Here is a 25,250-nt window from a genome sequence, read left to right on the forward strand (position 1 = left end):
GCCGGGTGGAGACCGCGCTCAAGGGCAAGGACATGTCCCTGGAGCTGACCGACAACGCCAAGAAGTTGTTGGCCAAGCGTGGTTTCGATCCCGTGCTGGGTGCCCGTCCGCTGCGGCGCACGATCCAGCGGGAGGTCGAGGACAAGCTCTCCGAGAAGATCCTGTTCGGCGAGGTCGAGCCGGGTCAGATCATCATCGTCGATGTCGAGGGCTGGGACGGCGAAGGCCCCGACGACCAGGCCCAGTTCGTCTTCCGAGGCGAAACCAAGCCGTCGTTGGTGCCGGACTCCCCGCCCGTCGACCTCGCGGGCTCCTCCCGCGACGAGAACCAGAACCAGGAAGGCGGCAACTCCGAGCAGGAGTGACCGGCTGACAGAGTTCGAGAATGCCCCCGCACCCGGCGTTGGTGCGGGGGTTTTCTTCTGCGCGGGGGCGCCCACCGAACCGTCCGGTAGGCCGAAGCCGGGCTGCGGCCGCCGCGTCTCTTGGCGTCACTCCACTGATCGACTAGCGTCCCGGTTTGCTCGCTATCCCGAATTCGGGAAGTGTGCTCAGTCGGATATCAACGACGATAACCGGGGTGCGGCAGCGATGGCTGACACGAACGAAGACGGCGCCACGAACGACGACAACACGAGACGCGTCGGTACTCCCGAGATCGGTGAACGCGAGGAGCCGACCAGGATCTCGCTGCGCGCGTGGATCGGCCGATTCCTGGGTCCGATCCTGGCGATCATCACCTATTTCGTGCTGCCCACCGAAGGGCTCAGTCCGGAAGGACGCGGGGCCGCCGCCGTCGGTGTGCTGATGGCGGTCTGGTGGGTCTGCGAGGCACTGCCGTTGGCCGCGACCGCGCTCCTGCCGATCGTGCTGTTCCCGCTGCTCGGCGTCAGCGATGTCGAAGAAGCCACCGCGCCCTACGCGAATGACATCGTCTTCCTCTTCATGGGCGGGTTCATGCTCGCCCTGGGTATGCAGCGCTGGGGGCTGCATCGGCGGATCGCACTTCGCACCGTGCTGGCGGTGGGTACCAGACCGATCCGCGTGGTCGGTGGTTTCATGGTGGCGACCGGCTTCCTGTCGATGTGGGTCAGCAACACCGCCACCACCGTGCTGATGCTGCCCATCGGCATGTCGGTGCTGACCCTGGTCTTCGAGCACCTGCGTGGCGAGGGCTCCGCGGACGAGTCCGGGGCCAGGACGTTCTCCACCTGCCTGATGCTGGCGATCGCCTACTCGGCAAGCATCGGTTCGCTCGCGACGCTGATCGGCACCCCGCCCAACCTGTTCATGGCCGGATTCCTGTCCGAGACGTACGGCATCGAGATCGGCTTCGGCCAGTGGATGCTGTTCGGACTGCCGTTGGCCATCGTGCTGATGCTGGTGGCGTGGTTCCTGCTGACCCGCGTGATCTTCCGGACCACGCTCACCGACATCCCCGGTGGCCGGGAGCTGTTCCGCGGCGAACTCGCGAAGCTCGGCCCGATGGGGCGCGGGGAGCGGACCGTGCTGATCGTCTTCGTCTGCACCGCGCTGCTGTGGATCGTGCGCAAACCGCTCAGCGACCTCCTGCCCGCCCTGAACCTGTCGGACGCGGGCATCGGCATCCTGGCCGCGCTCGTGCTGTTCGCGATCCCGATCCATCCCCGCGAGGGCGTGTTCGCCCTGGACTGGGCTGCGATGAAGAATCTGCCGTGGGGCGTGCTGCTGCTCTTCGGCGGTGGGCTCTCGCTGGCTTCGGCGATCCAGTCGAGCGGACTGGATCAGTTCATCGGTAACCAGGTCGGGGCACTGAGCTGGGTGCCGGTCGTGGTGCTGGTGGTCGTCGCGGTCATCGCCGTGATCCTGCTGACCGAACTGACCAGCAACACCGCCACAGCCGCGACGTTCCTGCCGATCCTGGCCGGGGTGGCGCTCGGGCTGAACATCGACGTGCTGCTGCTCGTCGTACCGGCAGCCGTCGCCGCGACCTGCGCGTTCATGCTTCCGGTGGCTACGCCGCCCAACGCGATCGTTTTCGGTTCGGGCTACGTCACCATCCCGCAGATGGTCAAGGCGGGCTGGACCCTCAACCTGACGGCGCTCGTGCTGATCCCGGTGAGCGTGTACGGATTGGGCGTGTGGGTTCTGGGCATCGCGCTCGGGTGAGCGTCAGCGCAGTCGTTCGAACCGTTCGGTGGGTGCGTCGTCCGAGCTGATCCGCCCGATCAGCTCGGTGGGCGCGTCGTCGGAGTCGACCTGCCCGATCAGTTCGGTGGGCGCTTCGGCGTGCGCGGCCCGCCGGTTCGCCCGCACCCGGACGAGGACGAAGTAGCCGAGCGCGACGACCACCGTGGCCAGGACGGCTTTGGAGAACACGCCCGCGTATTGCTCGACCAGGTGCCAGTTCTGTCCGAGCAGATAACCGGCGACTACGAATCCGGTGTTCCAGAAGAGGCTGCCGACCGTGGTGAGCAGGGCGAACGCGCCGATCGGCATGCGTTCGACCCCGGCGGGAATCGAGATGAAGCTGCGGAACAACGGCAACATCCGTCCGAAGAACACCGCCTTGGTGCCGTGCTTGACGAACCAGGCTTCGGTCCGGTCGATGTCGGACAGCTTCACCAGCGGGATCCGGGCGGCCAGCGCGTACGTGCGGTCGCGTCCGAGGCCGGCACCGACGCCGTAGAGGGCGAGAGCGCCGACCAGCGAACCGAGGGTGGTCCAGAAGATGGCGCTGATCAGCCCCATACCGCCCTGGCTGGCGGTGAACCCGGCCAGCGGCAGGATGAGTTCGCTGGGCAACGGTGGGAACACGTTCTCCAGCGCGATGATCAGACCGGCGCCGGGGCCACCGAGAGCCTCCATCACGCCCACCACCCAGCCGGTGAATCCGGTGGGTTCGGCCGAGGTGGTTGCTTCCGCGAGGTTCATGCTGCTCCAAGGCGGGCCGGGGCCTGCGTATGTCTGTTGTCGGCATACTCGTGATGCACCCGCTGGAGTGGTCCTCCGGGGTGTTGTCCGCGGGGCCGGGACGCACGCTGTGGCAGCGTTGCTCCCGTCCCAGCGGAAGTGGCAGGACTGCCTCCACCGAAGGTACACACGCAAGGGGACTGCGATTCGCGCTCCCCGAACCGACGAACGTGAAGTGAGGCGGAGTGGGGCTGACACGAGCAGGTGAGGCCGAAGAATTCGACGACCCCCACCCGTCCCGCAGGCCGCCCGGCGGAACGCCGGTCACCGTGCTGCTCGTGCTGCTCGCGCTGGGGTTCCTGGGGTGGGCCTGCCATCCGATCCTCGACCTCGACACGTATCGCTTCGGTGCGGCGCTGGTCGCGCTCACCCAGTACGCCATGGCGACTGGTGTGATGATCGCCACAGGTGCGCTGCTGCTGCGCCGCTGGCTCACCACCGCGGCCGTCGTGGTGATCACGGTCGCGCTGGGCACCTCGGTGGTGCCGAGAGCCGTTCCGGACCCGGACGTCCCTGCACCAGCGCAGGGGACGCCGCTGCGGGTGCTGTCGATCAATACGCACTACGGCGATGCGAACGCGGAGCGGATCGTCGACCTCGTGCGCGCGAACCGGGTCGATGTGCTCAGCTTGCAGGAACTGACCCCCGAGATGGCGGTCGCGCTGGATCGTGCCGGTCTGAACCGGCAACTGCCGCACCGGGTGTTCGAGGCGGTCCCAGGGGCAGCAGGCAGCGGTCTGGCCGCGCGCCACCCGCTCAGGGAGCTGTCACTGGTGCCCCCGAGCACGATGCACCAACCCTCGGCGCACGTCGGTGTGCCGGGCGGCGGTGACGTCGAGGTCGTCGCCGCGCATCCGATCATCCCGGTCGGGGCGGACACCACCGACGAGTGGCGACGCGAGATCGGCGATCTCCCCGCTCCTGCGCGGGACGGTGACACGCCCAGGGTCATCGCGGGTGACTTCAACGCGACGTTGGACCACACCCCGATGCGCCGGATGCTCGGGCAGGGCTACCTCGACGCGGCGGAGGTCACCGGCGGAGGTCTCGCCCCGACCTGGCCGATGCGGCGATGGTGGCGGTCACCACCGGTGACCATCGACCACGTCCTGATCAGCGGTGAGATCGTGGCGCGCGACTACCGGACGTTCGACGTCGCGGGAACCGATCACCGCGCGGTGCTCGCCCACCTAGTGGTGCCGTGACCGTGGTGCCGTGACCCGGCCGGGTCACGGCAGCCGCGCGTCGATTCCGTGAAGGGCATCGAGTCCGCCCATGGGCAACGACACTCCGCGTTCGTGCCGCACCTCCGGTTCGCGAGGGTTGATGCGGATCAACGCACCCGTGCTGGCGCTCGCCAACTCGGCGTAGCGGCGGACCGTCGGCAGGGCGGATCCCGCCCCGATCTCGACGACCACCAGCTGCGCGTCGCGGTGCTCGCGCCGCCACGTGTTCACCGCGTCCAGCGTGGGCTGGGTGTCGATGGCGACCCAGCTGGAGTCCCCGAACATGCAGATGTTCGGTCGCGCCAGTTGACCGCAGACCTTGCAGGTCGGCAACGGCGAGGTGGCCCGCATCGTGGTGGTGTCGACCTCCACGGCGACGTCCTCGGCCGACCACACGTCGTCGGTGCACGGCTCGGTGCACTGCATGCGGTGGATCGAACCGTGGCACTCGGCGACGTGGTCCGCGTCGAAACCGGCGGCCTGGAATTGACCGTCGACATTGGACGTGAAGACCCGAACGCCACCCGGAGTGCGTTCGCCCCAGGTGCGCAACAGTTCGAAGCCGGGGTGTGGCCGGGTGCGGCGGTACAGGTCCAGCCGGTGGCCGTAGAAGCCCCAGGCCAGCTCGGGATCCTCCGCGAAGTGCACGGGATCCGCGACGTCGGCGAAGTTCAGGCCGAGGCGTTCGTAGGGCGGGTAGGCGCGCCAGAAACCGGATTCGCCCCGGAAGTCCGGCAGCCCGGAGTCGATTCCCATGCCGGCGCCCGCGCAGACCAGGAGCGCGTCCGCGCCGGAGATCAGCCCGGCTGCTTGGTCGAGAGCGTTCATCGTCACTTGGAGGGGTGCGACTCCTGCACGAGCTCGAACTCCAACAAGCTCGAGCCGGTCGCCACCGGGTTGCTGTTCTCGCGGGAGTGGGCTTCCTTCGCCGGGCCCTGCGCCCACGCCTGGAACGCCTCTTCGCTCTCCCATTTGGTGTAGACGAAGTACCTGGTCTCACCGTTGGTCGGGCGAAGCAGCTCGAAGCCGAGGAAACCGGGGGAGTCCTCCACACTGCCGTGCCTGCCTGCGAACCGCTTTTCGAGTTCGGGCCCCTGACCTTCGGGAACCTCGATCGCGTTGATCTTCACGACTGCCATGCGACCAGAGTACGGGTGCCCCGGCCGGTGCCGCTACAGCGCGACCTGTGGCCGTAGTCGCCGCATCGACCAGGTTCGATGTGCCTGCGCCACGATCGTCGTCATGATCAGGAACGCCAGCAGGACGCCGCCCAGCACCACCGCGTCGTGCAGGAGGTGCTGGGCCTCGCCCCCGGAGATCGTCACCCGCAGCCCGTCCACTAGGTAGGTCATCGGCAGGAACGGGTGCACCGCCTGGAACGCCACCGGAGTGGTCTCCATCGGGAAGATCCCGCCGCTGGCGGTGAGCTGCACGACCAGCAGCACCATCGACAGCAGGGCGCCGATCGCCCCGAGGGAGGCCCGCAGGAACTGGTCGATGGCCACGAAAGCGGATACGCCCAGCGCGATCAATCCGACCGTCCACAACAGGTGTTCGGGGTCGAGCCCGAGAGCGAGGTCGGCTACTCCGAGCAGAACCAGGCCGCCGATCACCCCGAGCGCGGCCGCGGGCAGGAACCCCGCCATCATGATCGAGCCGGCGTTGACCCTGCTGCCCAGCGCGCGTTCGTTGATCGGTTTGAGCAGCAGGTAGGCCAGCAGCCCGAAGACCCACAACGCGATGGCGAAGAAGAACGGCGCCAGACCTCTGCCGTAGACCTCGGCCGGGTTGAGGTTGCTCGTTCTGATCTCGGAGGGCGACCCGAGCACATCGGAAGCGCGGGCGACCTCGGTGGGATTGGTGGGCGGTATCCGATTGAGGGAGTCGTCGACCAGGTCGTTCAGCCTTCGGGCGCCGTCGTTGAGCTGTCCGGCGCTGGTCTCCAGCACCCCGCTGCCCGCCGCGAGCGAACTCAGGCCGCCGGTGACCTCGCGGGTGCCCGCCGCCAGTTCGGCGGTGCCGGAGCGCAGGTTGTTCAGCGGCGCGTCGATGGTTCGCACGCGGTCCTGCAGCGATCCGACCTCGCTACGCAGCGCGAGCGCGCGATCGTTGGCGTCCTGGGCGGTGCGCAGCGCTCGCTGTGCCTCGCGGTCGGAGGTGGCGGTGGCCGACGCCAGGCCACGGGCGTCGTCGAGAGCCCGACGGTAGGCCGGGGCCTGGAGCAGATCCGGGTGCTGTTCGCCGAGTTCGGTGAGCGCGGTCGCGCTCCGGTTCGCTTGGACGCGGGTGAACTCGGTGGTGGTGGCGATCGTGCCGAGGCTGTTCACCGCCCCGTTGCTCTCATCGACGAGCGAGTCGACCGCGCCGGGCAGTTCCCGCGCGGCGAACCCGGTGACGGAGGAGAGCTGGTCGTCGAGCCGTGCTGTCGCGTCGGAGACGTCCTGAACTCCGCGCGTGATGCGTCCCGAGCCGTCCCGGATGCCGTTGAGTCCGCCGGTGAGCGCGGCGGTCGCCTGCTTGCTCAGCTCGGTGCCCTCGACCAGTTGGTGCGAGGTTTCCGAGGCGACCAGCAGTGTGTCCCTGGCCCTGCCGAGCTCGCCGTAGAGGGCTCTGGCGTATGCCGTGTGCGCGGCGGCGTTGACCTGGTTCTGCAGCCGGTACTTCGCGGTGTCGGCCATGATTCCGGCGATGTAGCCGTTGGCGTCGTTCTTGGTCACCTCGATCGCCGCGCGTTCCGGCATGTTCTGCGTCGCGGCGGCGAGTTTGGCACTGAAATCGGATGGGACGGACACCGTGAAGTAGTAGTTGCCTTCGACCAGGCCACGATGCGCTTCGCGTTCGTCGACGAAGTGCCAGTCGAACGTGTCGGTGGCCTTGAGTTGCTGCACGAGCTGTTCACCGGCGTTGACCCGTTCGCCGTTGGAGCTGACCGGCCGGTCGGAGTTGACCACGGCGACCGGGATCCGATTCATCCGTCCGTAGGGGTCCCAATTGGCCCACAGGTAGAGGGCGCCGTAGAGCGTGGGGACGAGGATGAGCACGACGGGCACGAGGCGGCGGACCGGTCCGCGGAACCGTCGGAGCTCTTGCCACGCCAGTCGGATCGCCTTCAACGTTGGTCCTCGGTGATCGGTTTGGTGCGGTCGAACAGCGGAAAGTCATCGTTGGCCTCGTCGAAGTCCGGTTGGCCGTAAGGCAGCCGAATGAGTACGGCGCCACCGCCGAATGGTGGGTCCACCGAACTGGCCAGCACGGTCATCCCGGTTTCGGTGATCGCGCGCAACGCGGACCATGCGCGGCTGCGGGCCGGGAGGGGGAGTCCGAGGTCCACGTCGTCGACCAGGATTCCGGCCGGTCGCGCGGCGACGGCCAGGGATACCGCCAGCAGCAGCTGGTCGGCGGGATGCAGCAGGGTTACCGGGCAGTCGGGGTCGGGGTCGATGCCGACCAGCGCGAAGGCATCGTGGATGTCCTGGTTGGACACGCGGCTCAGCATCCGGCGTTCGGCGATCGCCTCGCGGACCCGCTGCTTCGGTTCGAGCTCGAACCCGGGACGCAGTCTTGCGGGTGCGATGAGTCGGCGCACCGCCCGAGCTTCTGGTGGAAGTACGAATCCAGAAACTTCCAGATGGCCCGAAATCGTCCGCAGCCGACCACCGAGGGCGAACAGCAACGAAGTCCGCCCGGTTTGGCCGGACCCCACCACCACCCCGAGCTCGCCGGGCTCCACGCGCACGTCGACGTACTCGAACACGACGCCTTCCGGGCCGAGCGCGGTGATTCCACGGGCGAGAACGTCTGCCCCGTCTATTTCCATCGGACTCCTCACCAGGGGTGCGTCCGGTCCAAAGTGGCTGCTTGTGCGCAGCGGGGCAACTCGTGCAGGACCGGCCCCATCGCGTATCCACAATGGATGATTCCCCCGAACGCGTGGGTGCGCGCGCGTGCGTGGCGCAGTGGCGTGAACATCGAACCGTCGTTCACCACAACGCACGGCAGGAGAGCCACACAATGGAGCGATCTTCGCGGTGGAAAACGATCACGATGCTGCTCGTGCTGGTTGCCGGTGGGTTTCCCGGCACAACCGCGTCAGCGGCCGGAACACCGCCCGAGCAGGGCGAACCGGCGGCAGCGGTGCCCCCGACAGCAGGTGACCGCCACCCGGCCGGTGCGCCGCGCATCGCAGCGGGCGAATGCACCGGACACGACTCGGACCTGACACCACCGTCCGAGATCCGAGTACTCATACACGCCGAACACGACTCCGACGGATGGGGCGTGGACGGGACCGAAATCGGTGTTCGCACCGTGCCGTTCCGGGAGTACGTCCAGGACGTGCTCCCCAGTGAATGGCCCGCCACCTGGCCCGGTGAGTCCCTCCGGGCCGGAGCCATCGCGGTCAAGAACTACGCCTGGTACTGGACGCAGAACTGGCGGGGCGGCGAGTACGAGGGCGAGTGCTACGACGTCGACGACAGCATCGCCTACCAACGCTACATTCCGGGCAACAACGCCCTGACCTCGAACATCGCCATCACGAGCACCTGGAATCTCGCGGCCCGCAAGGACGGGGAAATCTTCTCGACCGGTTACCGCGCCACCCTGACCGGCAACACCGACGAAGCATGCGGCGCAGGTCGGGAGGATCGCCCCGACCTGCTCAGCCAGTGGGGCTCCCGCGCCTGCGCGCGCGAAGGACGCACCGCCCAGGAGATCGTGCGGATGTACTACCCCGGATCAGAGGTGCGCTGAACCGGCGGTGGGGTCTCGGAGCGCTGAACCGGCGGTGGGGTTCCGTTCAACCGAGCAGTGACTCCACCGATCCGGTTCGAGTGTCGGTGATCCCCACCTCGGTGATCGACGCCCGGATCGAACCGGTCGGCCCCAGAGCGGCGAAGCCGGTCGAGAGCTGCTCACCGGTCAGCCCCCGGGCCAGGGTGCAATGCGGGATCCAAGCACCGGGGAAATGGTAGGCCGACGGCTGGCTCACCTTGCCGGCCAACACGTCGTGCACAGCCGAGTGCACCGCCAGCAGCTCGGTGTCCACCACCGCACCCAACAACAAGGACGGGCTCTCGGCGGGGAACGTGCCCAGGGTGTAGAACCACAGCTCCGGGACCGACAGCAGCCGAAGCTCGGACCGCAGCGCCCCGCGAACCCCCGGAGGCACCGTTCCCGCCTGAGCCAGCGTGACGTGCGGACGTTCCCCACGAGCGGCCGGACTCGGCACACCGGCATCGTCGAGCAGCCGCCACAGCGCGCGGATCTCCGCTTCGGCGGAGTCGTCGAAGAAGAGATCCAGCGCGTGCGCCATCAGTTCTCACCGGGCAAGGCGAACAAGCCATCGTCGGTCTGCTCGATCAACCCGTCCACCAGCAGCGAATCCAGACAGCGGTCCCGCTGTCCCGCCTCGTTCCACGCCGCGTCGAGCTGGGACCGGGTCACCGCACCGGGCGCGCCGCGCAACACGTCCAGCAGCCGCCCGCGCACCTGCCGATCGGTACCCGCGAACTTCTGCACCTTCTTCGCCGGTCCCGCGTAGGCGGGGCGACCCGCGTGCTGCCACGCGCAGTCGTGCGCGATCGGACAGGAATCGCAAGCCGGGGTGCGCACGGTGCACACCACCTGGCCGAGCTCCATCAACGCAGCCGACAGCTTCGCCGCCGTAGCGTCATCGGCGGGCAGCAGCGCGTCCACGTCCGCCAGATCCCGCTTCGGCGACGGCGGGCCCGCATCACCCGCGGCGTGCACCGCACGGGCGACCACCCGGCGCACGTTGGTGTCGACAACGGGGGCGCGCTTGCCGTAGGCGAACGCGGCAACCGCGCGGGCGGTGTAGGTGCCGATCCCCGGCAGCTCGAGCAGGGTGTCCACATCGGCCGGAACGACGTCGTCGTGCTGCTCGGCGATGGCGGTCGCCGCCTGGTGCAACCGCAGAGCGCGACGCGGGTAACCGAGCTTGCCCCATGCGCGCAGCACATCGGCCTGGCTGGCGGCCGCGAGGTCGGAGGGGAGCGGCCACCGAGCCATCCACTCCTCCCAGATCGGCTGTACCCGGCCCACCGGGGTCTGTTGCAGCATGGTCTCGCTGACCAGCACACCCCACCCAGTGGTGCCCGGTGCGCGCCAGGGCAGCGCTCGTGCGGAGGTGTCGAACCAGTCGATCAGCTCAGTGGGATCCAACGCGGAAGTCTTCATGGCGTTCCCGATACTGCCAGGCACCGTCGCGGAACCCGGCACCGGTGGCGCCACCGGTGCCGGGCCGCGGGGCCCGTTCGCGGGCAGACCTCACGCCGTCGTCGTGACCTCGGTGAGCGCGCCGGTGTCGATGTCCTTGACGAAACCCCGGATGCTCGTGGTCGCGGTCAGGAAGGGGCTGCGCCGGAGCCGTTCCATCGACTGCCGCACATCCTGGGCCGTGTCCGCGAACGTCTCCACCGACCAGTGCGGGCGCTGCCCGGTCTCGCGCTCGAGGTCGTCCTTGAAGTCGCCCTCGGTGAACGTCGCCATGCCGCAGCGGGTGTGGTGCATCAGCATGATCTCGCGGGTGCCGAGCTTGCGTTGGCTGACGGACAGCGAGCGGATCACGTCGTCGGTGACCGCGCCGCCCGCGTTCCGGATGATGTGGGCCTCGCCGGTGTGCAAGCCGAGCGTCTCGAACAGGTCGATCCGACTGTCCATGCAGGTCACGATGGCCAGCCGAAGAGAAGGCTCGGCAGGCAGGTTGCGATCCTCGGGACCACGGGTGTGCCTGGAATTACGCTCCACGATGTCGTCGCTGGCTGTCACTCGTCCTCCACCGTTAACCCCTGATCGAGCGAGGGTTGATTCCTCGGTTCGGCCGCTCCGTCGCGCTAATGTCGGTCCGTGCTTGATCCGAGCGGTCCATTGCCGACGGCAGTGTACTGGCGCCGCCGTGCGGTGGCTCTCGCCACGGGTGTGTTGGCCGTGCTGTTCATCGTGTGGTTGGCGTTCCTGCTGTTCGCCGGTGCCCCCGAACCGGCGCCCGCCGAGCAGCCGCGGCCACCGGTGGCGGTATCCGCGCCACCGCCGGAACCGAAACCCTGCGCGGAGGGAGCCGTCCGCGTGACGGCCGAACCGGTTCGCCAGGAGGTGCCCATCGGCGAGCGGATTCCACTGCGGATCGCCGTGGCCAATGGCGGCGAAGTGGAATGCGTGCAGGACACCGATGGAATGCTGCGCGAGCTGGTCGTCTCCGCGGCCGACGGCCGGCGGCTGTGGTCCAGCAACGACTGCTACGGCGAGACGACGAACCAATCGGCGATCCTGCAACCTGGCGAAGTCAGGTACACCGAAGTCCTCTGGTCCGGGCACACCTCACTTCCCGGCTGCCCCACCGAACGCCGTGCGGTGAACGCGGGCGAGTACCAGCTCGTGGCCAAGCTCGGTGACCTCACCAGCGCGCCCGTTCCGTTCCGGCTCACCGGTGGCGCCTGATTCTCCCGTTGTGGACGGAAGTTCGAACGTTCGACTCATCAGCCCTTCGCGCGGAGCTTGCGCAGTGCCGACTTGACGTCCCGCACCTCGCTGACCTCGAGACCTTTCGGGAACGAGCCGGAGTCGGGCGGCACGAGTGCCCTGTCGAACCCGAGCCGGGCCGCCTCGGCCAGCCGCCGTTCCACCCCGCTGACCCGACGGATCTCCCCGGCGAGCCCCACTTCACCGATCGCGATCATGTTCGGCGGCAACGGCACGTCCATCCGCGAAGAGGCCACCGCCAGCGCGACCGCCAGGTCCGCAGCGGGCTCGGTGACCTTCATCCCGCCCACCGTGGCGGCGAAGACCTCCTGGTCGCCGGTCTTGACGCCGCCGCGCTTGTCCAGCACCGCCAGCATCATCGAAACCCGTGCCGAGTCGAGACCGCTGACCGCGCGGCGCGGCATGGTCATCTGCGTCGGCGTCACCAGCGCCTGGACCTCGGCCAGCAGCGGTCGTTTGCCCTCGACCATCACGGTCACGGCGGTTCCCGGGACCGCTGCCTCCTGCCGGTTGAGGAAGAGGCCGGAGGGGTCGGCGACCTCGGCGATCCCGTCGTCCCGCTGCTCGAAGCAGCCGACTTCGTCGGCCGGGCCGAATCGGTTCTTGATCCCGCGCAACATGCGCAGCGAGGAGTGCCGATCGCCCTCGAAGTTGAGCACCACGTCCACCAGGTGCTCCAACGAGCGCGGCCCCGCCACCGCTCCGTCCTTGGTCACGTGACCCACGAGCAGCACCGGCAACCCGCGCTCCTTGGCCAACGCGACCAGTGCGGTCGTCACCGCCCGGACCTGGGTGACACCACCGGGGATGCCATCGGCCTCGGACGATTGCACGGTCTGGACCGAGTCGACGATCAACAGACCGGGCTTGACCGAATCGACCTGTCCCAGCACGGCCGAGAGGTCGCTCTCGGCGCCGAGGAAGAGCTCGGAATGCACCGAATCGGTGCGTTCGGCCCGGAGGCGGACCTGGCCCGCCGACTCCTCGCCGGTGACGTACAGCGACGGTCCGCTGGCTTCCTCCTTCGCCCATCGGAAGGCCACTTCGAGCAGCAGCGTCGACTTGCCGACGCCCGGTTCGCCCGCGAGCAGCACCACCGCACCCGGCACCACGCCACCGCCGAGCACCCGGTCCAGCTCGGCGATCCCGGTGGAGACAGCGCGTGCCGAATCGAGGTCCACCTCGGCGATCGGCCGCGCGGGGGTGCTGGGTGCGCCCGCGGAGACGCCGGAGCGCGCCGAGCGGGCGGGTGTGGCCTCCTCGACGGTTCCCCATGCCTGGCAGCCGGGGCAGCAACCGACCCACTTCGCGACCTCGTGGCCGCAGTCGGCGCAGCGGAATCCGGGGCGGGCGGTACGCGCGTTCTTCGGTGGCACGGCGCGAGGCTATCCGCAGGCACCGACGAAGCCCGCAGGCACCGGCGAAGACACGTGGGCACCGACGAAGACACGCGGCGCGTGGTGGGTGAGGGTGGACGGGGAAAGCGTGGCGCGGGATCCGCACGTGCCGGAAAGCGCAGAGCGGGCGCCGGTAACCGGAGGTCCGGTTACCGGCGCCCGCTCTGCGAAGCCTCGATCACCGGGGCGCACACCCCGGCTTCCTGAGCCGCCCGATCGCGGGCGGATGGCAGGTCAGTGACCGCCGTGCTCGCCCTCCGGGCGGGGGTGCGGGTCGGCGCCGATCGGCACCTGCACCGTCACCTCGCCTGCGTGCTGGAACTTGAAGGTCACCGGAATCGTGACGCCGGGGCCGATCTCCCGGGTCAAGCCCTGCACCGTGAGTTTGATTTCGCGCTGGCCGCTTTCCGCTGTGGCCGGCTGGGGGGCCTGCCCGGCAGTGCCGGGCACATCGGGCTGGGCGTGCAGCGCGCTCTCGCCCGGCAGGTCGGTCTTGCCGCCGAGCTCCACCGACTGGGCGTAGGGGCTGTTGACCCCGACGAGTCGATCGGCTTCGAGGTTCGCGTTGACCAGGACGAGCTGCATCGGTGCGGATGCGCCCTTGGGGTAGGTCCTGCCGTGCGACGGGAAGGTCAGCTGGGCGTCCCGGACGGCGATCCCGTTGGTCTCACCGCTCGCGCCGTCGACGGCTGCGACTTGGGTATCGGTCTCGGTGACCTGGCCTGCGCTGCAGCCGGTCAGTGCGATGGCGGCGCCGATTCCGAGTGCGGCAGAAGCCAACCGCAGGCGAACGGCCTTGTGGTGCTGGGGGCGGCTCACGGTTGCAGTGTCCTTCCTGATTGCCGGACAACCGTGTGGAGCTTAATGGTCCCGCCCGCGCGGGCCACCCCCAGGTCCCGGACCGGGCTCGGGCCGGCGTGCCGGGAGCCGCGTGTGCGGTGGCGCGGACCAGGACCTCGAGGCCCCGGTTCGTGATCACCGAGGGAGTTCGCCCAGTCGCTCCATGCACGGGAAACGGTTGTTTGTCAACCCCATCCTAGCTTCTGACCTGCGAATACGGACAGCTAGGTGGTCGAGGTCGCCATCTCGTACGTGCTAAACTAGGCTGAGCGAAAGGGGCAGAGGACACATGGTTTTCAAGGTCGGAGAGACCGTCGTCTACCCGCATCACGGTGCCGCGCTCATCGAAGCAATCGAGACTCGTGTGATCAAGGGCGAGGAGAAGCAGTACCTCGTCCTCAAGGTCGCGCAGGGTGACTTGACCGTGCGTGTTCCCGCGGACAACGCCGAGATCGTCGGCGTTCGGGACGTAGTCGGCCAGGAGGGTCTCGATCATGTCTTCGACGTGCTGCGTGCTCCCCACACCGAGGAACCAACCAACTGGTCCCGACGGTACAAGGCCAACCTGGAGAAGCTCGCCTCCGGCGATGTGAACAAGGTGGCCGAAGTGGTGCGCGACCTCTGGCGACGCGAAAAAGATCGTGGCCTGTCGGCGGGCGAGAAGCGGATGATGGCGAAAGCTCGTCAAATACTGGTCAGCGAATTGGCGCTCGCGGAAGGCACTGACGAAGGCAAGGCCGAGACTTTGCTGGACGAAGTACTCACCACAGCGGTGTGACCACCGCGAATTCGCACGGTGTGAAGGTCGTCGCACTCGTACCCGCAGCCGGGAGTGGTGTTCGCCTGGGGGCGGGGATGCCCAAAGCCCTGGTTCGAGTCCAGGGTGAGTCGTTGTTGCTGCGCGCGGTCCGGGGTCTGCTCGATTCCGGCCGCGTGGAGCGCGTCGTGGTGGCGGCTCCGGTCGACCAGGTGAACGTGGTCGAGGTCGAGCTCGCCTCGCTCGCGCCCCGGGTGCTCGTCGTGCCGGGCGGTGCTGACCGCACCGACTCCGTGCGGCGAGCCCTCTCCGAAGCCGAACGTGTCATCCCCGAAGCCCGCATCGTGCTCGTGCACGACGCGGCGCGCGCATTCACGCCCGTTTCGGTCGTCCGTGATGTGGTCCGGGCGGTCGAGCGGGGAGCCCCGGCGGTGGTGCCGGTGCTGCCCGTCGCGGACACGATCAAAGAAGTCGACGGCACGGGTGCGGTGTCGGCGACGGTGGACCGTTCCCGGCTCAGGGCGGTGCAGACCCCGCAGGGGTTCGCCGTAGACGTCCTCCGCGCGGCGTACGCGGCGGCCGAGGACGCCACCACGGACGACGCCGGGCTGGTGGAACGGCTGGGTGAGCCGGTCTCCACGGTTGCAGGCCACACCGATTCGTTGAAGGTCACGACAGCGTTCGACCTCGCCGTGGCCGAGGCCGTGCTGGCCGAGCGCGTGCCCGATGAGCTCGTGTCCGATGAGGAACCGACGGGAGAGCACGCGTGACCGAGTTCGGGGTGCCGAGGATCGGGCAGGGCGTCGATGTTCATCCGATCGAACGCGGCCGCGAGTGCCGGGTCGCGGGGCTGCTGTGGCCGGAATCCGACGGCTGTGCGGGCCATTCGGACGGTGACGTCGCCGCGCACGCGGTGTGCGATGCGGTGCTCTCCGCCGCGGGCCTCGGAGATCTCGGCACGGTGTTCGGCACCGACGACGACCGCTGGTCCGGCGCGCTCGGCACCGAGCTACTCGTGGAGGTGCGGCAGCGGGTCATCGCGGCCGGATTCCGGGTCGGCAACGCATCGGTCCAGGTGATCGGCAATGCACCCCGCATCGGCAAGCGCCGCGAAGAGGCGCAGCGGGTGCTGTCGCAAGCGATCGGGTCGCCGGTATCGGTATCGGGAACGACCACCGACGGGCTGGGGCTCACCGGCCGTGGTGAAGGAATCGCCGCCATCGCGACCGCGCTCGTCTTCCCGGCGGCCTGACCCGGCGGCCTCGACCTGGTGGGCTCGACCCGGCGGGCTCGACCTGCGGGCTCGACCTGGCGGAAGCTGGACTGGGACGATCACCGACGGGGTCCCCGGAGTGCCCGGTTAACCCATTGCGACCAGGGGAAGAAGTCCGGGAAAGCTCGGGGCGGGCTCCCTAGGCGCAACCCCGCACCACAGGTCATCATGCACACATGGTGATCGATCAGAAACGGTGGGTACGCGGCCTGCTGCTCGCGCAACCGGTGATCGCGTGGCCGGGAGCGTGGTGGGTGTGGTCTCCGGGTGGGGGCATCGGCCTCGCCCTCGCGGTCCTGGTGCTCTGGGTGAGCACTCTGCTGTGCGTCTTCGCGATCGTGGCGCCGTTGCGCCGGGAGACGAGCCGGTGCTGATGCCCTACCACGGGTCCTCGCTCCGCGGCGGAGTCGAGATCGGGGGTGTCGGGAGGTGTGCGCGGACGCGAGTGCCGTCGTGGTGACGGCCTTTAATACAGTGTGCCGGTGACCGTGCGCGCAGTGCTCTTCGACTTCTCCGGCACCCTGTTCCGCCTCGAACAGGACGAGTCGTGGCTGACAGGCATCACCGACGAGAACGGCCGTCCGCTGGACGTGTCCGCGCAGGCCGAGCTGATGCGCCGGATGACGGCGCCGGTCGGCCAGGTCGTCGACTTGGACGCCGAGTACCAGCACGCGTGGGTCAACCGCGATCTCGACCAGCGGCTGCACCGCAAGGTTTACCTGGAAGTGCTGCGCCAGTCCGGCATCACGGTCCCCGAGCAGGCCCTCGGGCTGTACGAACGGCTCGTCGATCCGTCCTGCTGGACGCCCTACCCCGACACCGTCGAAGCGCTGCGCCGGTTGCGCGCGGCGGACGTCCGGGTCGCGGTGGTCAGCAACATCGCGTTCGACATCCGGCCCGCCTTCGACCGGATCGGCGTCGGGGACCTGGTCGACGAGTACGTGCTCTCCTACGTCGAGGGCATGATCAAGCCTGAGCCTGCGCTGTTCCTCAACACCTGCCACAGGCTGGGTGTGGAGCCCGAGGAAGCACTCATGGTGGGTGACAGCCCGGAGGCGGACGGCGGCGCGGCGGGCGTCGGTTGCGAGTTCGCGATGGTCCGTCCGGACCCCACGACCGAGCGCCCGGACTCCTTGCTGACCGTTCTCGCCGACCACGGCGTCGCCGCGAGCCTTGACCAACCGCCCCTGTTGTGATTCACGGTCGGGGTATCCCCGTACCATCGCGGTGTGAGCCTGCAGCTACATGACACCGCGACCCGCACGATGCGCGAATTCCACCCGCGCTGCGACGGAGTGGCGTCGATCTACGTCTGTGGTGCCACGGTGCAGGGCGTCCCGCACATCGGCCACGTGCGCAGTGGGCTGAACTTCGACGTGTTGCGACGGTGGCTCCAGCACACCGGCTACGACGTCCGCCTCGTCCGAAACGTCACCGACATCGACGACAAGATCCTCACCAAGGCCGCCGAAGCGGGCAGGCCGTGGTGGGAATGGGCGGCCACCCACGAGCGAGCCTTCGAGCGGGCCTACGACCAGCTCGGCTGTCTGCCGCCGTCGGCGCTGCCGCGCGCGACCGGGCACATCCCGCAGATGATCGAGTTGATCACGCGGCTCATCGACCGCGGCCACGCCTACCCGGTCGTCGGTGGAGACGTCTATTTCTCGGTGGGCTCCATCGACCAGTACGGCGCACTCTCCGGTCAGCGGCCCGAAGAGGTGCAGCAGGGCGAGAGCTCGATCGAGGGCAAGCGCGACGCCCGGGACTTCACGCTGTGGAAGAGCGCCAAGCCCGACGAGCCGAGCTGGGCGACGCCCTGGGGAGCCGGACGGCCCGGCTGGCACCTGGAGTGCTCTGCGATGGCGACCTACTACCTCGGCAGCGAGTTCGACATCCACGGTGGGGGGCTCGACCTGGTCTTCCCCCACCACGAGAACGAGCTCGCCCAGTCGACCGCGGCGGGCGACGGGTTCGCGCGGTACTGGATGCACAACGCGTGGGTCACCATGAGCGGCGAGAAGATGTCCAAATCGCTCGGGAACACCCTGAACATTCCGGCCGTGCTGCAGCGCGCTCGGGCGGCCGAGGTCCGCTACTACCTGGTCACTCCGCACTACCGCTCGACGCTCGAGTTCTCCGAGCCCGCGCTGGCCGAAGCGGTGGCCACCTACCGGCGCATCGAATCGTTCGTGCGGCGGGTTTCGCAGCGTGCGGGCAGCGTCGGACATGGCCCGTTGCCCGCGGAGTTCACCTCGGCGATGGACGACGACCTGTCGACCCCGCAGGCGATGGCCGCGGTGCACAACCTCGTTCGCGAGGGCAACGCCGCGCTGGATCGGGGTGAGGACGAGGTGGCCCGGAACGCGGCCGCCTCCGTGCGGGCCATGACCGACGTGTTCGGTCTCGACCCGCTCTCCGAGCAGTGGGCCGACGATTCGGGGGCCGACGACGCCGCGTACCGCGCGCTGGACGAGCTGGTCGGGAACATGCTGGAACAGCGGAAGCAAGCCAGGGCGGAGCGCGATTTCGCCACCGCCGACCTGGTGCGCGACCGGCTGCAGGCCAGCGGTATTGCCGTCGAGGACACACCCGACGGCCCGATGTGGACATTGAAAGACGGGTAACACGTGGCAGGCAACGACAAGCGCCGCGGAGCGAAGCGCAAGCCCGGGACGAAGAAGGGCATGGTCGTCGGCTCCGGTGGTCAACGGCGGAAGGGCCTCGAGGGCAAGGGGCCGACGCCGAAGGCGGAGAACCGGGTCACTCACCCGGCCAAGCGTCGCGCCGACGCGCAGAAGGCCCAGCAGAACCGCCGCGAGAAGTCGGTCGAGGCGCCGGAGATGATCGCGGGCCGGAATCCGGTCGCGGAGTGCGTCCGCGCCGGTGTTCCCGCGACCGGGCTCTACGTCGCGTACGGCATCGACACCGACGATCGGGTGAAGGAGGCCGTGCAGGGCGCGGCCGACCGCGGGATCTCGGTGGTCGAGGTGCAGCGCAACGAGCTGGACCGGATGACCGGCGGGGCGCTGCACCAGGGCATGGCGCTGAAGGTGCCACCCTACGACTACGCGCACCCCGGCGACGCGTTGAACGCCGCCCGTGATTCGGGACGGGCGCCGCTGCTGGTCGCGCTGGACGGGGTGACCGATCCGCGCAACCTCGGTGCGGTGATCCGTTCCGCGGCGGCTTTCGGCGCGCACGGTGTGATCCTGCCGCAGCGGCGCAGCGCCGGGCTGACGGCGGTCGCGTGGCGCAGCAGCGCGGGTACCGCGGCGCAGATCCCGGTGGCCCGGGCGGCCAACCTCACCAGGACGCTGAAGGAGCTCAAGTCCGAGGGACTCATGGTGGTGGGTCTGGATGCGGATGCGGACATCACTTCGGACGACCTGGAACTGGCCACCGAGCCGTTGGTGGTCGTGGTCGGTTCGGAAGGCCGCGGGTTGTCGCGGTTGGTGCGGGAAACCTGCGATCAGACGGTGTCGATTCCGATGAACGGGATGGTCGAATCGCTCAACGCGTCGGTGGCGGCCGGAGTGGTTCTTTCCGAGGTCGCTCGTCGGCGCCGGTTGCGCTGACCTCGCTCCGGCCGGGTCGGTTCCGCGCGGATTCGTCCCGGCGTGGATTCGTCCCGGCGTGGATTCGTCCCCGCGCGGATTCGATACCGCGCGGCACCATCAGCAGCCGCAGTGCATGATCGACCGCAGTGCATGATCGACCGCAGTGCATGATCATGCGCCGGCAGCGGTATCAGCGTCGCACGATCGATAGTCGAGTACGAGAGGTTGTCATGATCTTCATTACCGCCAAGTTCCAGGTGCGTCCGGAAGACGCCGACCGCTGGCCGGAGATCGCCGCCGAGTTCACCGAGGCCACACGCGCCGAAGCCGGTTGCCTCTGGTTCGACTGGTCGCGCAGCATCGAGGACCCGAACGAGTACGTGCTGGTCGAGGCCTTCCGGGACGGGGATGCCGGCGCGGCGCACGTGCAGTCGGATCACTTCAAGAAGGCGCAGCAGACGCTGCCGCCGCACCTCGTCGAGACACCTCGGGTCGTCAACACGACCGTCGACCAGGACGACTGGTCGCTGCTCGGCGAGATGGAGGTTCCGGCGGGCAACTGAGCCCGTCGACCGGTGTGACGCCGGTGCCCCGCGGACGGCACCGGGCGTCGCAACGGGTTTTCCGGTCCGTTCCCGCGACCGGCCGCTACGCCCGGCGACCGGCTACTGCTCCCGTTGCTGCCTACTGCTGCTGTTGCAGCACCGTGTCGACGGTCAGTGCCGAGGCGACGACCATGCTCGCCAGCGGGTCGGGCAGTGGCCGGTGGAGCTGCAGGACGTAGTTGTCGGCGGTGGTGAACGCCTTCGCCAGCCCCTGCCAGGTCTTGGTGATCCGCCCGAGCTCGGTTTCCTGGTGGTCGACGAGGCTGAGTTCCCGTGCGCGCAGGTTCAGGGCGTTCATGCCGCCGATGCGCTGACCACCCACCTCGTACGCGAACCGGACCTTGCCCCAGATCTTCTCCATGCGGATGTCGCCGATGGGGGAACCGTCCGGCCGCTGCACGTGCACGGTGGATTTCCACATCGTCGCGGGGCGGGTCAGCTTCAGCAGCGGGTTCCCCGCGATGTCGCGGATCTCCAGCTGCACGGTCATCATCGAGTCCATCTTGGAGAACAGGCGCAGCGCCTTCTGCGCCCCGCTCTGGTTGGTCTGCAGGACCGAACCGAGCTGGTTGCCGCTCTGGTCGTAGACGGCGTACTCGTTGGACATCTCGATGAGCTTGGCCTGCTGGTTGATCACCAGGACGGGTTCGGTGAACAGCGTGCCCCCGCCGCCGGCGACCGGACCGCCGACACCGGCACGTTGCTGCACCTGCTGCTGGATCTGCGCGGCGTCGCCGGTTCCGCCCATCGCCAGCTCGATGTCCGAAACGCCGCCACTACCCGCCGGTTCCGCCTGAGCTGGTCCCGCCTGCGCCGGGTGCTGCTGCGCCGGATATTGCTGAGCCGGGTGCTGTTGGCCGGGCTGTGGATGGCCGGGCTGCTGCTGTGCAGGTCCCGCCTGTTGCTGGGAATGGCCCGCCTGTTGCTGGGAATGGCCCGCCTGCTGGGGGTGACCGGGCTGCGGTGGCGGCGGCCGTTGCTGAGCTGCCGGCTGCACGTGCTGGCTCCATTGCATGCCGTCCCACCAGCGAACGTACCGCTGATCCGCTTGGTCGGGATACCAGCCGGGCGGGGGCGAGGCGTTCATGGACCCCAGGGTAGATCGCCTGGCGACCCTCCGTCCGGGGAAATGGCAAGCGTGCGAATATCAACCGTTCGGGGGATGTAGCGGCGTTCGCTCGGCTAGAGTTCCGCTGGAGAACAGGGGAGGCACGGGCCTCCCGCACAGCCTGAGGCCCCGCACACATGTCCTTCGCAAGTCCGCTCTTCCTCTGGTACTTCCTGCCCGCACTACTGGTGGTCGTGCTGATCGCGCCGCGCGCCGCGCGCAACACCGTGGTCGCGGTGGCGAGCTTGCTCTTCTACGCCAGCGGCGCGGGCGGAACCACCGCACTGCTGTTGTGCTGCATCGTGGTGAACTTCTTCGCCGGCCGACATCTGGAACCGGACGAGTGGCGAGCCGCCAACGATCGGCGCAGGTATCTGCTGATCGGCGTGGTCGGGTTCAACGTGTCGATCCTGGCGGTGTGGAAGTACGCCGGGTTCGCCACCGAGCAGATCGCGGTCCTGGCGGGTTGGTTCGGCGGGAGCAGCCCGGTGCTGCAGATGGCAGTGCCGATCGGGATCTCGTTCTACACGTTCCACCACATCTCCTATGTGGTGGACATCTATCGGGGAGAACGCCCGGCCCTGCGCGACCCGGTCTCGTTCGTCACCTACATCTCGATGTTTCCCCAGCTGGTGGCGGGACCGATCGTCCGGTACCGGGAGATCGCCGATCAGTTGCCGCAACGGCGGACCCATCGGCTCGACGACATCGCGTCCGGATTTCCCCGGTTCGCGTGGGGGCTGACGAAGAAGGTCGTGGTCGCCGACAGCCTGGCTCCGCTGGTCGCCGCGTGCTTCGGGACTCCCGCCGACGACATGAGCTTCGCGATCGCCTGGCTCGGTGCGATCGCGTTCACGGCGCAGCTGTACTTCGACTTCTCCGGATACTCGGACATGGCGATCGGGCTGGGGCGCATGTTGGGGTTCCGCCTGCCGGAGAACTTCGCACGCCCGTATTCCTCGGTGACGGTCACGGAGTTCTGGCGGCGCTGGCACATGTCGCTGTCCCGTTGGTTCCGCGACTACGTCTACATCCCGCTCGGCGGCAACCGGAACGGACTCGCCCGCACGTACCTCAACCTGGCGATCATCTTCGCGCTCACCGGTTTCTGGCACGGTGCCGAATGGCACTACCTGGTGTGGGGGTTGTTCCACGGCGCGCTGCTGGTGGTCGAGCGCGCGTTCGGCCTCGCCGGGGCACCGTCGGAACCGCTGGCCGTGCTCGGGCGCCGGGTGTTGACGCTGCTGCTGGTCGTCATCGGCTGGGTGTTCTTCCGCGCGGCCGACATGGGTGCGGCGTTCACGATGTTCGGCCACATGCTCGTGCCGGACCTGTCCGGGCTGACCGACATCGTGGCGGCTTCGCTGTCCAACCAGCGCCTGTTCCTGTTGCTGCTCGCGATGGCGGTCGTGGTGTTGCCCGCCAACGCGGGCACCGGCGCGTTCCTGGAGTCGGCCCGCGGCCGCTACGCCAACGCGCTCCGGATCGGAACCATGACCGCGGGCCTGGCCTATTCCGGCCTCCTCGTCGCCACCGGCTCCTTCAGCCCCTTCCTGTACTACCAGTTCTAGGGGTGGCCGCTGGACCATCCGGGGGGCCGGGACTCGGCACGCGCTGACTCAGATGCGTCCTGCGGGGTGACGGCCTTCCCCCAAATACTCCTTATTGGATAGACACCGCGCCCGGTTGGCGATGGTGGTGCCGGTCGAGTGGACGCGATGGATATGCTGCGAGGGTTCAAACAACGAATTGGTCTGGCAAGGAGCAGCGCGCATGACGGATCAGGGGCGCGAGCAGTGGGGTAGCCGCTTGGGTTTTCTCCTCGCTGCGGTCGGCTCGGCGATCGGTCTCGGTAACATCTGGCGGTTCCCGTATGTGGCCTACGACAACGGTGGCGGCGCCTTCCTCATCCCGTACCTCGTCGCGCTGCTGACCGCGGGTATCCCGATGCTGATCATGATGTACAGCATCGGGCACCGGTTCCGCAGCTCACCGCCGCTGGCCTTTCGCAAGCTTGCCCGCCCTGCCGAAGCGCTCGGTTGGTGGCAGGTACTGATCAGCTTCGTCATCGCGACCTACTACGCGGTCATCATCGCGTGGGCGGTGCGCTACGTCGGGTTCTCCTTCGGCACCCAGTGGGGACAGGAGCCCGATTCGTTCCTGTTCAACGACTTCCTGGGCCGAGCAGCGGAACCGGGCATGGTGTCGGGGTATGTCGACAACGTGGTGTGGCCGCTGATCGCCGTATGGGTCATCACTCTCGGCGTGCTCGCGTTCGGAGTCCGCAAGGGCATCGAGCGGGCGAACAAGGTATTCATCCCGCTGCTCGTCGTGCTGTTCCTGATCATGGTGGTGCGAGCACTGTTCCTGCCCGGTGCCGCGGTCGGCCTGAACGCGCTGTTCACACCGGACTGGTCGGCCATCACCGACGGCAGCGTCTGGGTCGCGGCGTACGGCCAGATCTTCTTCTCGCTGTCGATCGGCTTCGGGATCATGATCACCTACTCCTCGTACCTGCCGAGGCGGGCCGATCTGACCGGAACCGGTTTGGTCGCCGGCTTCGCCAACAGCTCCTTCGAGTTGCTGTCGGGTATCGGCGTGTTCGCGACGGTCGGGTTCATGGCCGCCGCTACGGGAGTTCCGGTCGGCGAGGTCGCCACCGACGGGATCGGCCTGGCTTTCGTCGCCTTCCCGACGATCATCTCCAGCATGCCCGGCGGCAGCCTCTTCGGCGTGCTGTTCTTCCTTTCGCTCGTACTCGCCGGACTGTCGTCGCTGATCAGCATCGTTCAGGTCGTCATCTCCGCCGTGCAGGACAAGACCGGGATGCGTAGGTTGCCCGCCGTCCTCACCGTGGGTGGAGTGACCGCGCTGGTCTCGCTGCTGCTGTTCCCGACCGCGGAAGGGCTGTACCTGCTGGATACGATGGATCACTTCATCAACGCCTACGGTGTCGCGCTTGCCGCTCTGGTCGCACTGATCACGGTCGCGTGGCTGCTGCGGAAGCTGCCCATGCTGCAAGCGCACGCCAACGAAACCTCCATCGTCCGTCTCGGGGTGTGGTGGCAGGTGCTGCTCGGCGTGGTCACGCCGATCGTGCTGGGCTGGATGATGTGGGACAGCCTGCGCGCCGAACTGGCCAGCAATTACGAGGACTACCCGACATCGTTCCTGATCAGTTCGGGCTGGGGGGTGGCGATCGGCACGATCGTCCTCGGCATCGTGTTCGCGCTGACGCCGTGGCGGCGCGGTGCCGAAGCTGCCACGGATGAGGACGCCGGAACAGGAGTGACGCAGTAATGTCGCCAGCTGCCATCATCATGATGATCATCGCGATCGTGCTGTTGTGGGGTGGGTTGCTCGCCTCGGCCATACATCTGCGTCGCCACCCCGAGCCGCGCGAGGACGACGCGGCCGATTAGTTGCACCACTGTGTTGTTCATCGCCGCAGGTGGTCGTGATCACGGCCGGGCCAGTGGGAGGCCGCTGCTTCCGGCGATGAGGTCTGCGGCGCCAGAGTCAGAGCCCAAGCTGAGTCCGACCGTCCGCTTCCAGCGGCAGCGTTCGGTCTCAGTTCTGAGCGATCAGCAGGCAGAAGGTCGCGACCTCGTCCTCAGAATTCTTCACTGCCGTCCACCAGCAGGTTTCCTTCCTCGTCGATCACGAGGACCGAATCGGAATTCACCCCACCGGCGTGGAACAACTCGAAGAACTCCATGGTCGGAACCTCCAGGTGACGCGGAGACCCGTCCGGCAGAATCAGTGGGTACAGCACGGCTATCCGCTGATCAGGGCTCGAAAGAAAGTCTTGCACGGTTCGCGGAATCGGCGCTATTCTAATGATGACCTTTGCTGTCAATTCGTCGATTCGCGAGACGGCGTAGATGTAGTTCTTCCATGTCCGGTCCGGGGCGTTATCAAGTTCTTTTTCGTCTTTGGCTGAATCCTCGATCAGTTCGTCTCGCAGTCGGTCGAATGATTCATCGGCCGCGATTTTTTGTGAAAACTCCGAGTCGCTGCGTGCATTTTCCATTC

At 68.1% G+C, this 25,250-nt stretch carries 27 protein-coding genes and 1 pseudogene; 16 read left to right on the plus strand and 12 right to left on the minus strand.

Translation table 11 applies throughout. From position 1 onward, the window contains the following. A pseudogene (locus tag ACYVAN_RS06070) lies at positions 1 to 365 on the plus strand (hypothetical protein); the annotation flags it as partial. A 226-nt stretch (positions 366 to 591) separates the two neighbouring features. Next, positions 592 to 2,148, plus strand: coding sequence for an SLC13 family permease (locus tag ACYVAN_RS06075; protein WP_460956551.1), 1,557 nt, complete (start codon positions 592 to 594; stop codon positions 2,146 to 2,148). Positions 2,149 to 2,151: 3 nt separating this feature from the next. On the opposite strand, the gene ACYVAN_RS06080 is transcribed toward ACYVAN_RS06075, so the two are convergent. Continuing rightward, complete coding sequence (locus ACYVAN_RS06080) at positions 2,152 to 2,913, minus strand: DedA family protein (protein WP_460956553.1); 762 nt, start codon at positions 2,911 to 2,913, stop codon at positions 2,152 to 2,154. A 224-nt stretch (positions 2,914 to 3,137) separates the two neighbouring features. On the opposite strand from ACYVAN_RS06080, the gene ACYVAN_RS06085 reads away from it, so the two are divergent. After that, entirely contained in the window at positions 3,138 to 4,157 is a 1,020-nt protein-coding gene (locus tag ACYVAN_RS06085; protein ID WP_460956555.1) for an endonuclease/exonuclease/phosphatase family protein, read from the plus strand. A 24-nt stretch (positions 4,158 to 4,181) separates the two neighbouring features. On the opposite strand, the gene ACYVAN_RS06090 is transcribed toward ACYVAN_RS06085, so the two are convergent. From ACYVAN_RS06090 to ACYVAN_RS06105, 4 genes are read right to left on the minus strand one after another with little or no spacing between them, the layout of a single operon-like run. Continuing rightward, on the minus strand, positions 4,182 to 5,006 hold the full coding sequence (locus ACYVAN_RS06090) for an SIR2 family NAD-dependent protein deacylase (protein ID WP_460957786.1): 825 nt from the start codon (positions 5,004 to 5,006) through the stop codon (positions 4,182 to 4,184). 2 nt (positions 5,007 to 5,008) lie between these two features. Then, a complete protein-coding gene (locus tag ACYVAN_RS06095) occupies positions 5,009 to 5,317 on the minus strand; it encodes an antibiotic biosynthesis monooxygenase family protein (RefSeq protein ID WP_460956557.1) in 309 nt (102 codons plus the stop codon). 33 nt (positions 5,318 to 5,350) lie between these two features. Continuing rightward, complete coding sequence (locus tag ACYVAN_RS06100; protein WP_460956560.1) at positions 5,351 to 7,291, minus strand: YhgE/Pip family protein; 1,941 nt, start codon at positions 7,289 to 7,291, stop codon at positions 5,351 to 5,353. Then, positions 7,288 to 7,995, minus strand: a complete 708-nt coding sequence (locus tag ACYVAN_RS06105) for a P-loop NTPase family protein (protein WP_460956562.1) — start codon at positions 7,993 to 7,995, stop codon at positions 7,288 to 7,290. The genes ACYVAN_RS06100 and ACYVAN_RS06105 overlap by 4 nt, the downstream gene beginning before the upstream one ends. Before the next feature lie 194 nt (positions 7,996 to 8,189). Between ACYVAN_RS06105 and ACYVAN_RS06110 the strand changes: the two genes are divergently transcribed. Further along, on the plus strand, positions 8,190 to 8,930 hold the full coding sequence (locus tag ACYVAN_RS06110) for a SpoIID/LytB domain-containing protein (RefSeq protein WP_460956564.1): 741 nt from the start codon (positions 8,190 to 8,192) through the stop codon (positions 8,928 to 8,930). Positions 8,931 to 8,976: 46 nt separating this feature from the next. Here ACYVAN_RS06110 and ACYVAN_RS06115 read toward each other — a convergent pair whose 3' ends face one another. The 3 genes from ACYVAN_RS06115 to ACYVAN_RS06125 form a co-directional block, all read right to left on the minus strand. After that, positions 8,977 to 9,492 (minus strand): 2'-5' RNA ligase family protein, encoded by a 516-nt coding sequence (locus ACYVAN_RS06115; protein WP_460956566.1) that lies wholly within the window; start codon positions 9,490 to 9,492, stop codon positions 8,977 to 8,979. Further along, entirely contained in the window at positions 9,492 to 10,376 is an 885-nt protein-coding gene (locus ACYVAN_RS06120; RefSeq protein WP_460956568.1) for an HhH-GPD family protein, read from the minus strand. Before ACYVAN_RS06120 ends, ACYVAN_RS06115 begins: the two co-directional genes overlap by 1 nt. 90 nt (positions 10,377 to 10,466) lie before the next feature. After that, a complete protein-coding gene (locus ACYVAN_RS06125; protein ID WP_460956570.1) occupies positions 10,467 to 10,967 on the minus strand; it encodes a beta-class carbonic anhydrase in 501 nt (166 codons plus the stop codon). Positions 10,968 to 11,045: 78 nt separating this feature from the next. On the opposite strand from ACYVAN_RS06125, the gene ACYVAN_RS06130 reads away from it, so the two are divergent. After that, positions 11,046 to 11,636, plus strand: a complete 591-nt coding sequence (locus ACYVAN_RS06130; protein WP_460956572.1) for a hypothetical protein — start codon at positions 11,046 to 11,048, stop codon at positions 11,634 to 11,636. A 38-nt stretch (positions 11,637 to 11,674) separates the two neighbouring features. Here the strand turns inward: ACYVAN_RS06130 and radA are convergent, their stop codons facing one another. Both radA and ACYVAN_RS06140 read right to left on the minus strand, forming a co-directional pair. After that, on the minus strand, positions 11,675 to 13,054 hold the full coding sequence (gene radA, locus ACYVAN_RS06135; RefSeq protein WP_460956574.1) for a DNA repair protein RadA: 1,380 nt from the start codon (positions 13,052 to 13,054) through the stop codon (positions 11,675 to 11,677). Between the two features lie 255 nt (positions 13,055 to 13,309). Beyond that, on the minus strand, positions 13,310 to 13,894 hold the full coding sequence (locus ACYVAN_RS06140; RefSeq protein ID WP_460956576.1) for a copper chaperone PCu(A)C: 585 nt from the start codon (positions 13,892 to 13,894) through the stop codon (positions 13,310 to 13,312). 310 nt (positions 13,895 to 14,204) lie between these two features. On the opposite strand from ACYVAN_RS06140, the gene ACYVAN_RS06145 reads away from it, so the two are divergent. The 8 genes from ACYVAN_RS06145 to ACYVAN_RS06180 all read left to right on the plus strand — a co-directional run bounded on the left by ACYVAN_RS06145 (position 14,205) and on the right by ACYVAN_RS06180 (position 20,065). After that, positions 14,205 to 14,693 carry a CarD family transcriptional regulator gene (locus tag ACYVAN_RS06145; protein WP_460956578.1) on the plus strand — a complete coding sequence of 163 codons (489 nt, stop codon included), beginning with the start codon at positions 14,205 to 14,207 and terminating at the stop codon, positions 14,691 to 14,693. Continuing rightward, positions 14,690 to 15,442 (plus strand): 2-C-methyl-D-erythritol 4-phosphate cytidylyltransferase, encoded by a 753-nt coding sequence (ispD, locus tag ACYVAN_RS06150; RefSeq protein ID WP_460956580.1) that lies wholly within the window; start codon positions 14,690 to 14,692, stop codon positions 15,440 to 15,442. The genes ACYVAN_RS06145 and ispD overlap by 4 nt, the downstream gene beginning before the upstream one ends. After that, entirely contained in the window at positions 15,439 to 15,924 is a 486-nt protein-coding gene (gene ispF, locus ACYVAN_RS06155) for a 2-C-methyl-D-erythritol 2,4-cyclodiphosphate synthase (protein ID WP_460956582.1), read from the plus strand. Before ispD ends, ispF begins: the two co-directional genes overlap by 4 nt. A gap of 197 nt (positions 15,925 to 16,121) precedes the next feature. Then, positions 16,122 to 16,319 carry a hypothetical protein gene (locus ACYVAN_RS06160; RefSeq protein WP_460956584.1) on the plus strand — a complete coding sequence of 66 codons (198 nt, stop codon included), beginning with the start codon at positions 16,122 to 16,124 and terminating at the stop codon, positions 16,317 to 16,319. Between the two features lie 108 nt (positions 16,320 to 16,427). After that, positions 16,428 to 17,141, plus strand: coding sequence for an HAD family hydrolase (locus ACYVAN_RS06165; RefSeq protein WP_460956586.1), 714 nt, complete (start codon positions 16,428 to 16,430; stop codon positions 17,139 to 17,141). Between the two features lie 33 nt (positions 17,142 to 17,174). Beyond that, the gene (gene cysS, locus ACYVAN_RS06170) at positions 17,175 to 18,569 is read left to right on the plus strand and encodes a cysteine--tRNA ligase (RefSeq protein ID WP_460956588.1); all 1,395 of its coding nucleotides are present in this window, start codon (positions 17,175 to 17,177) and stop codon (positions 18,567 to 18,569) included. A gap of 3 nt (positions 18,570 to 18,572) precedes the next feature. After that, positions 18,573 to 19,520: a 23S rRNA (guanosine(2251)-2'-O)-methyltransferase RlmB gene (gene rlmB, locus ACYVAN_RS06175; protein ID WP_460956590.1), complete on the plus strand. Its 948-nt coding sequence runs from the start codon at positions 18,573 to 18,575 to the stop codon at positions 19,518 to 19,520. A gap of 212 nt (positions 19,521 to 19,732) precedes the next feature. Then, positions 19,733 to 20,065, plus strand: a complete 333-nt coding sequence (locus ACYVAN_RS06180; protein WP_460956591.1) for a putative quinol monooxygenase — start codon at positions 19,733 to 19,735, stop codon at positions 20,063 to 20,065. Between the two features lie 121 nt (positions 20,066 to 20,186). Here the strand turns inward: ACYVAN_RS06180 and ACYVAN_RS06185 are convergent, their stop codons facing one another. Beyond that, positions 20,187 to 21,194, minus strand: coding sequence for a phospholipid scramblase-related protein (locus ACYVAN_RS06185; RefSeq protein ID WP_460956592.1), 1,008 nt, complete (start codon positions 21,192 to 21,194; stop codon positions 20,187 to 20,189). 158 nt (positions 21,195 to 21,352) lie between these two features. Here ACYVAN_RS06185 and ACYVAN_RS06190 point away from each other — a divergent pair, with 158 nt between their 5' ends. The 3 genes from ACYVAN_RS06190 (at position 21,353) to ACYVAN_RS06200 (ending at position 24,637) form a co-directional block, all read left to right on the plus strand. Further along, on the plus strand, positions 21,353 to 22,786 hold the full coding sequence (locus ACYVAN_RS06190; RefSeq protein ID WP_460956593.1) for an MBOAT family O-acyltransferase: 1,434 nt from the start codon (positions 21,353 to 21,355) through the stop codon (positions 22,784 to 22,786). A 202-nt stretch (positions 22,787 to 22,988) separates the two neighbouring features. Then, positions 22,989 to 24,515: a sodium-dependent transporter gene (locus ACYVAN_RS06195; RefSeq protein ID WP_460956595.1), complete on the plus strand. Its 1,527-nt coding sequence runs from the start codon at positions 22,989 to 22,991 to the stop codon at positions 24,513 to 24,515. Beyond that, positions 24,515 to 24,637 carry a methionine/alanine import family NSS transporter small subunit gene (locus ACYVAN_RS06200; protein WP_460956597.1) on the plus strand — a complete coding sequence of 41 codons (123 nt, stop codon included), beginning with the start codon at positions 24,515 to 24,517 and terminating at the stop codon, positions 24,635 to 24,637. Before ACYVAN_RS06195 ends, ACYVAN_RS06200 begins: the two co-directional genes overlap by 1 nt. A 191-nt stretch (positions 24,638 to 24,828) precedes the next feature. On the opposite strand, the gene ACYVAN_RS06205 is transcribed toward ACYVAN_RS06200, so the two are convergent. Next, entirely contained in the window at positions 24,829 to 25,248 is a 420-nt protein-coding gene (locus tag ACYVAN_RS06205) for a hypothetical protein (RefSeq protein ID WP_460956598.1), read from the minus strand. Between the last annotated feature and the right edge of the window lie 2 nt (positions 25,249 to 25,250).

Source organism: Parasphingorhabdus pacifica, assembly GCF_054779195.1.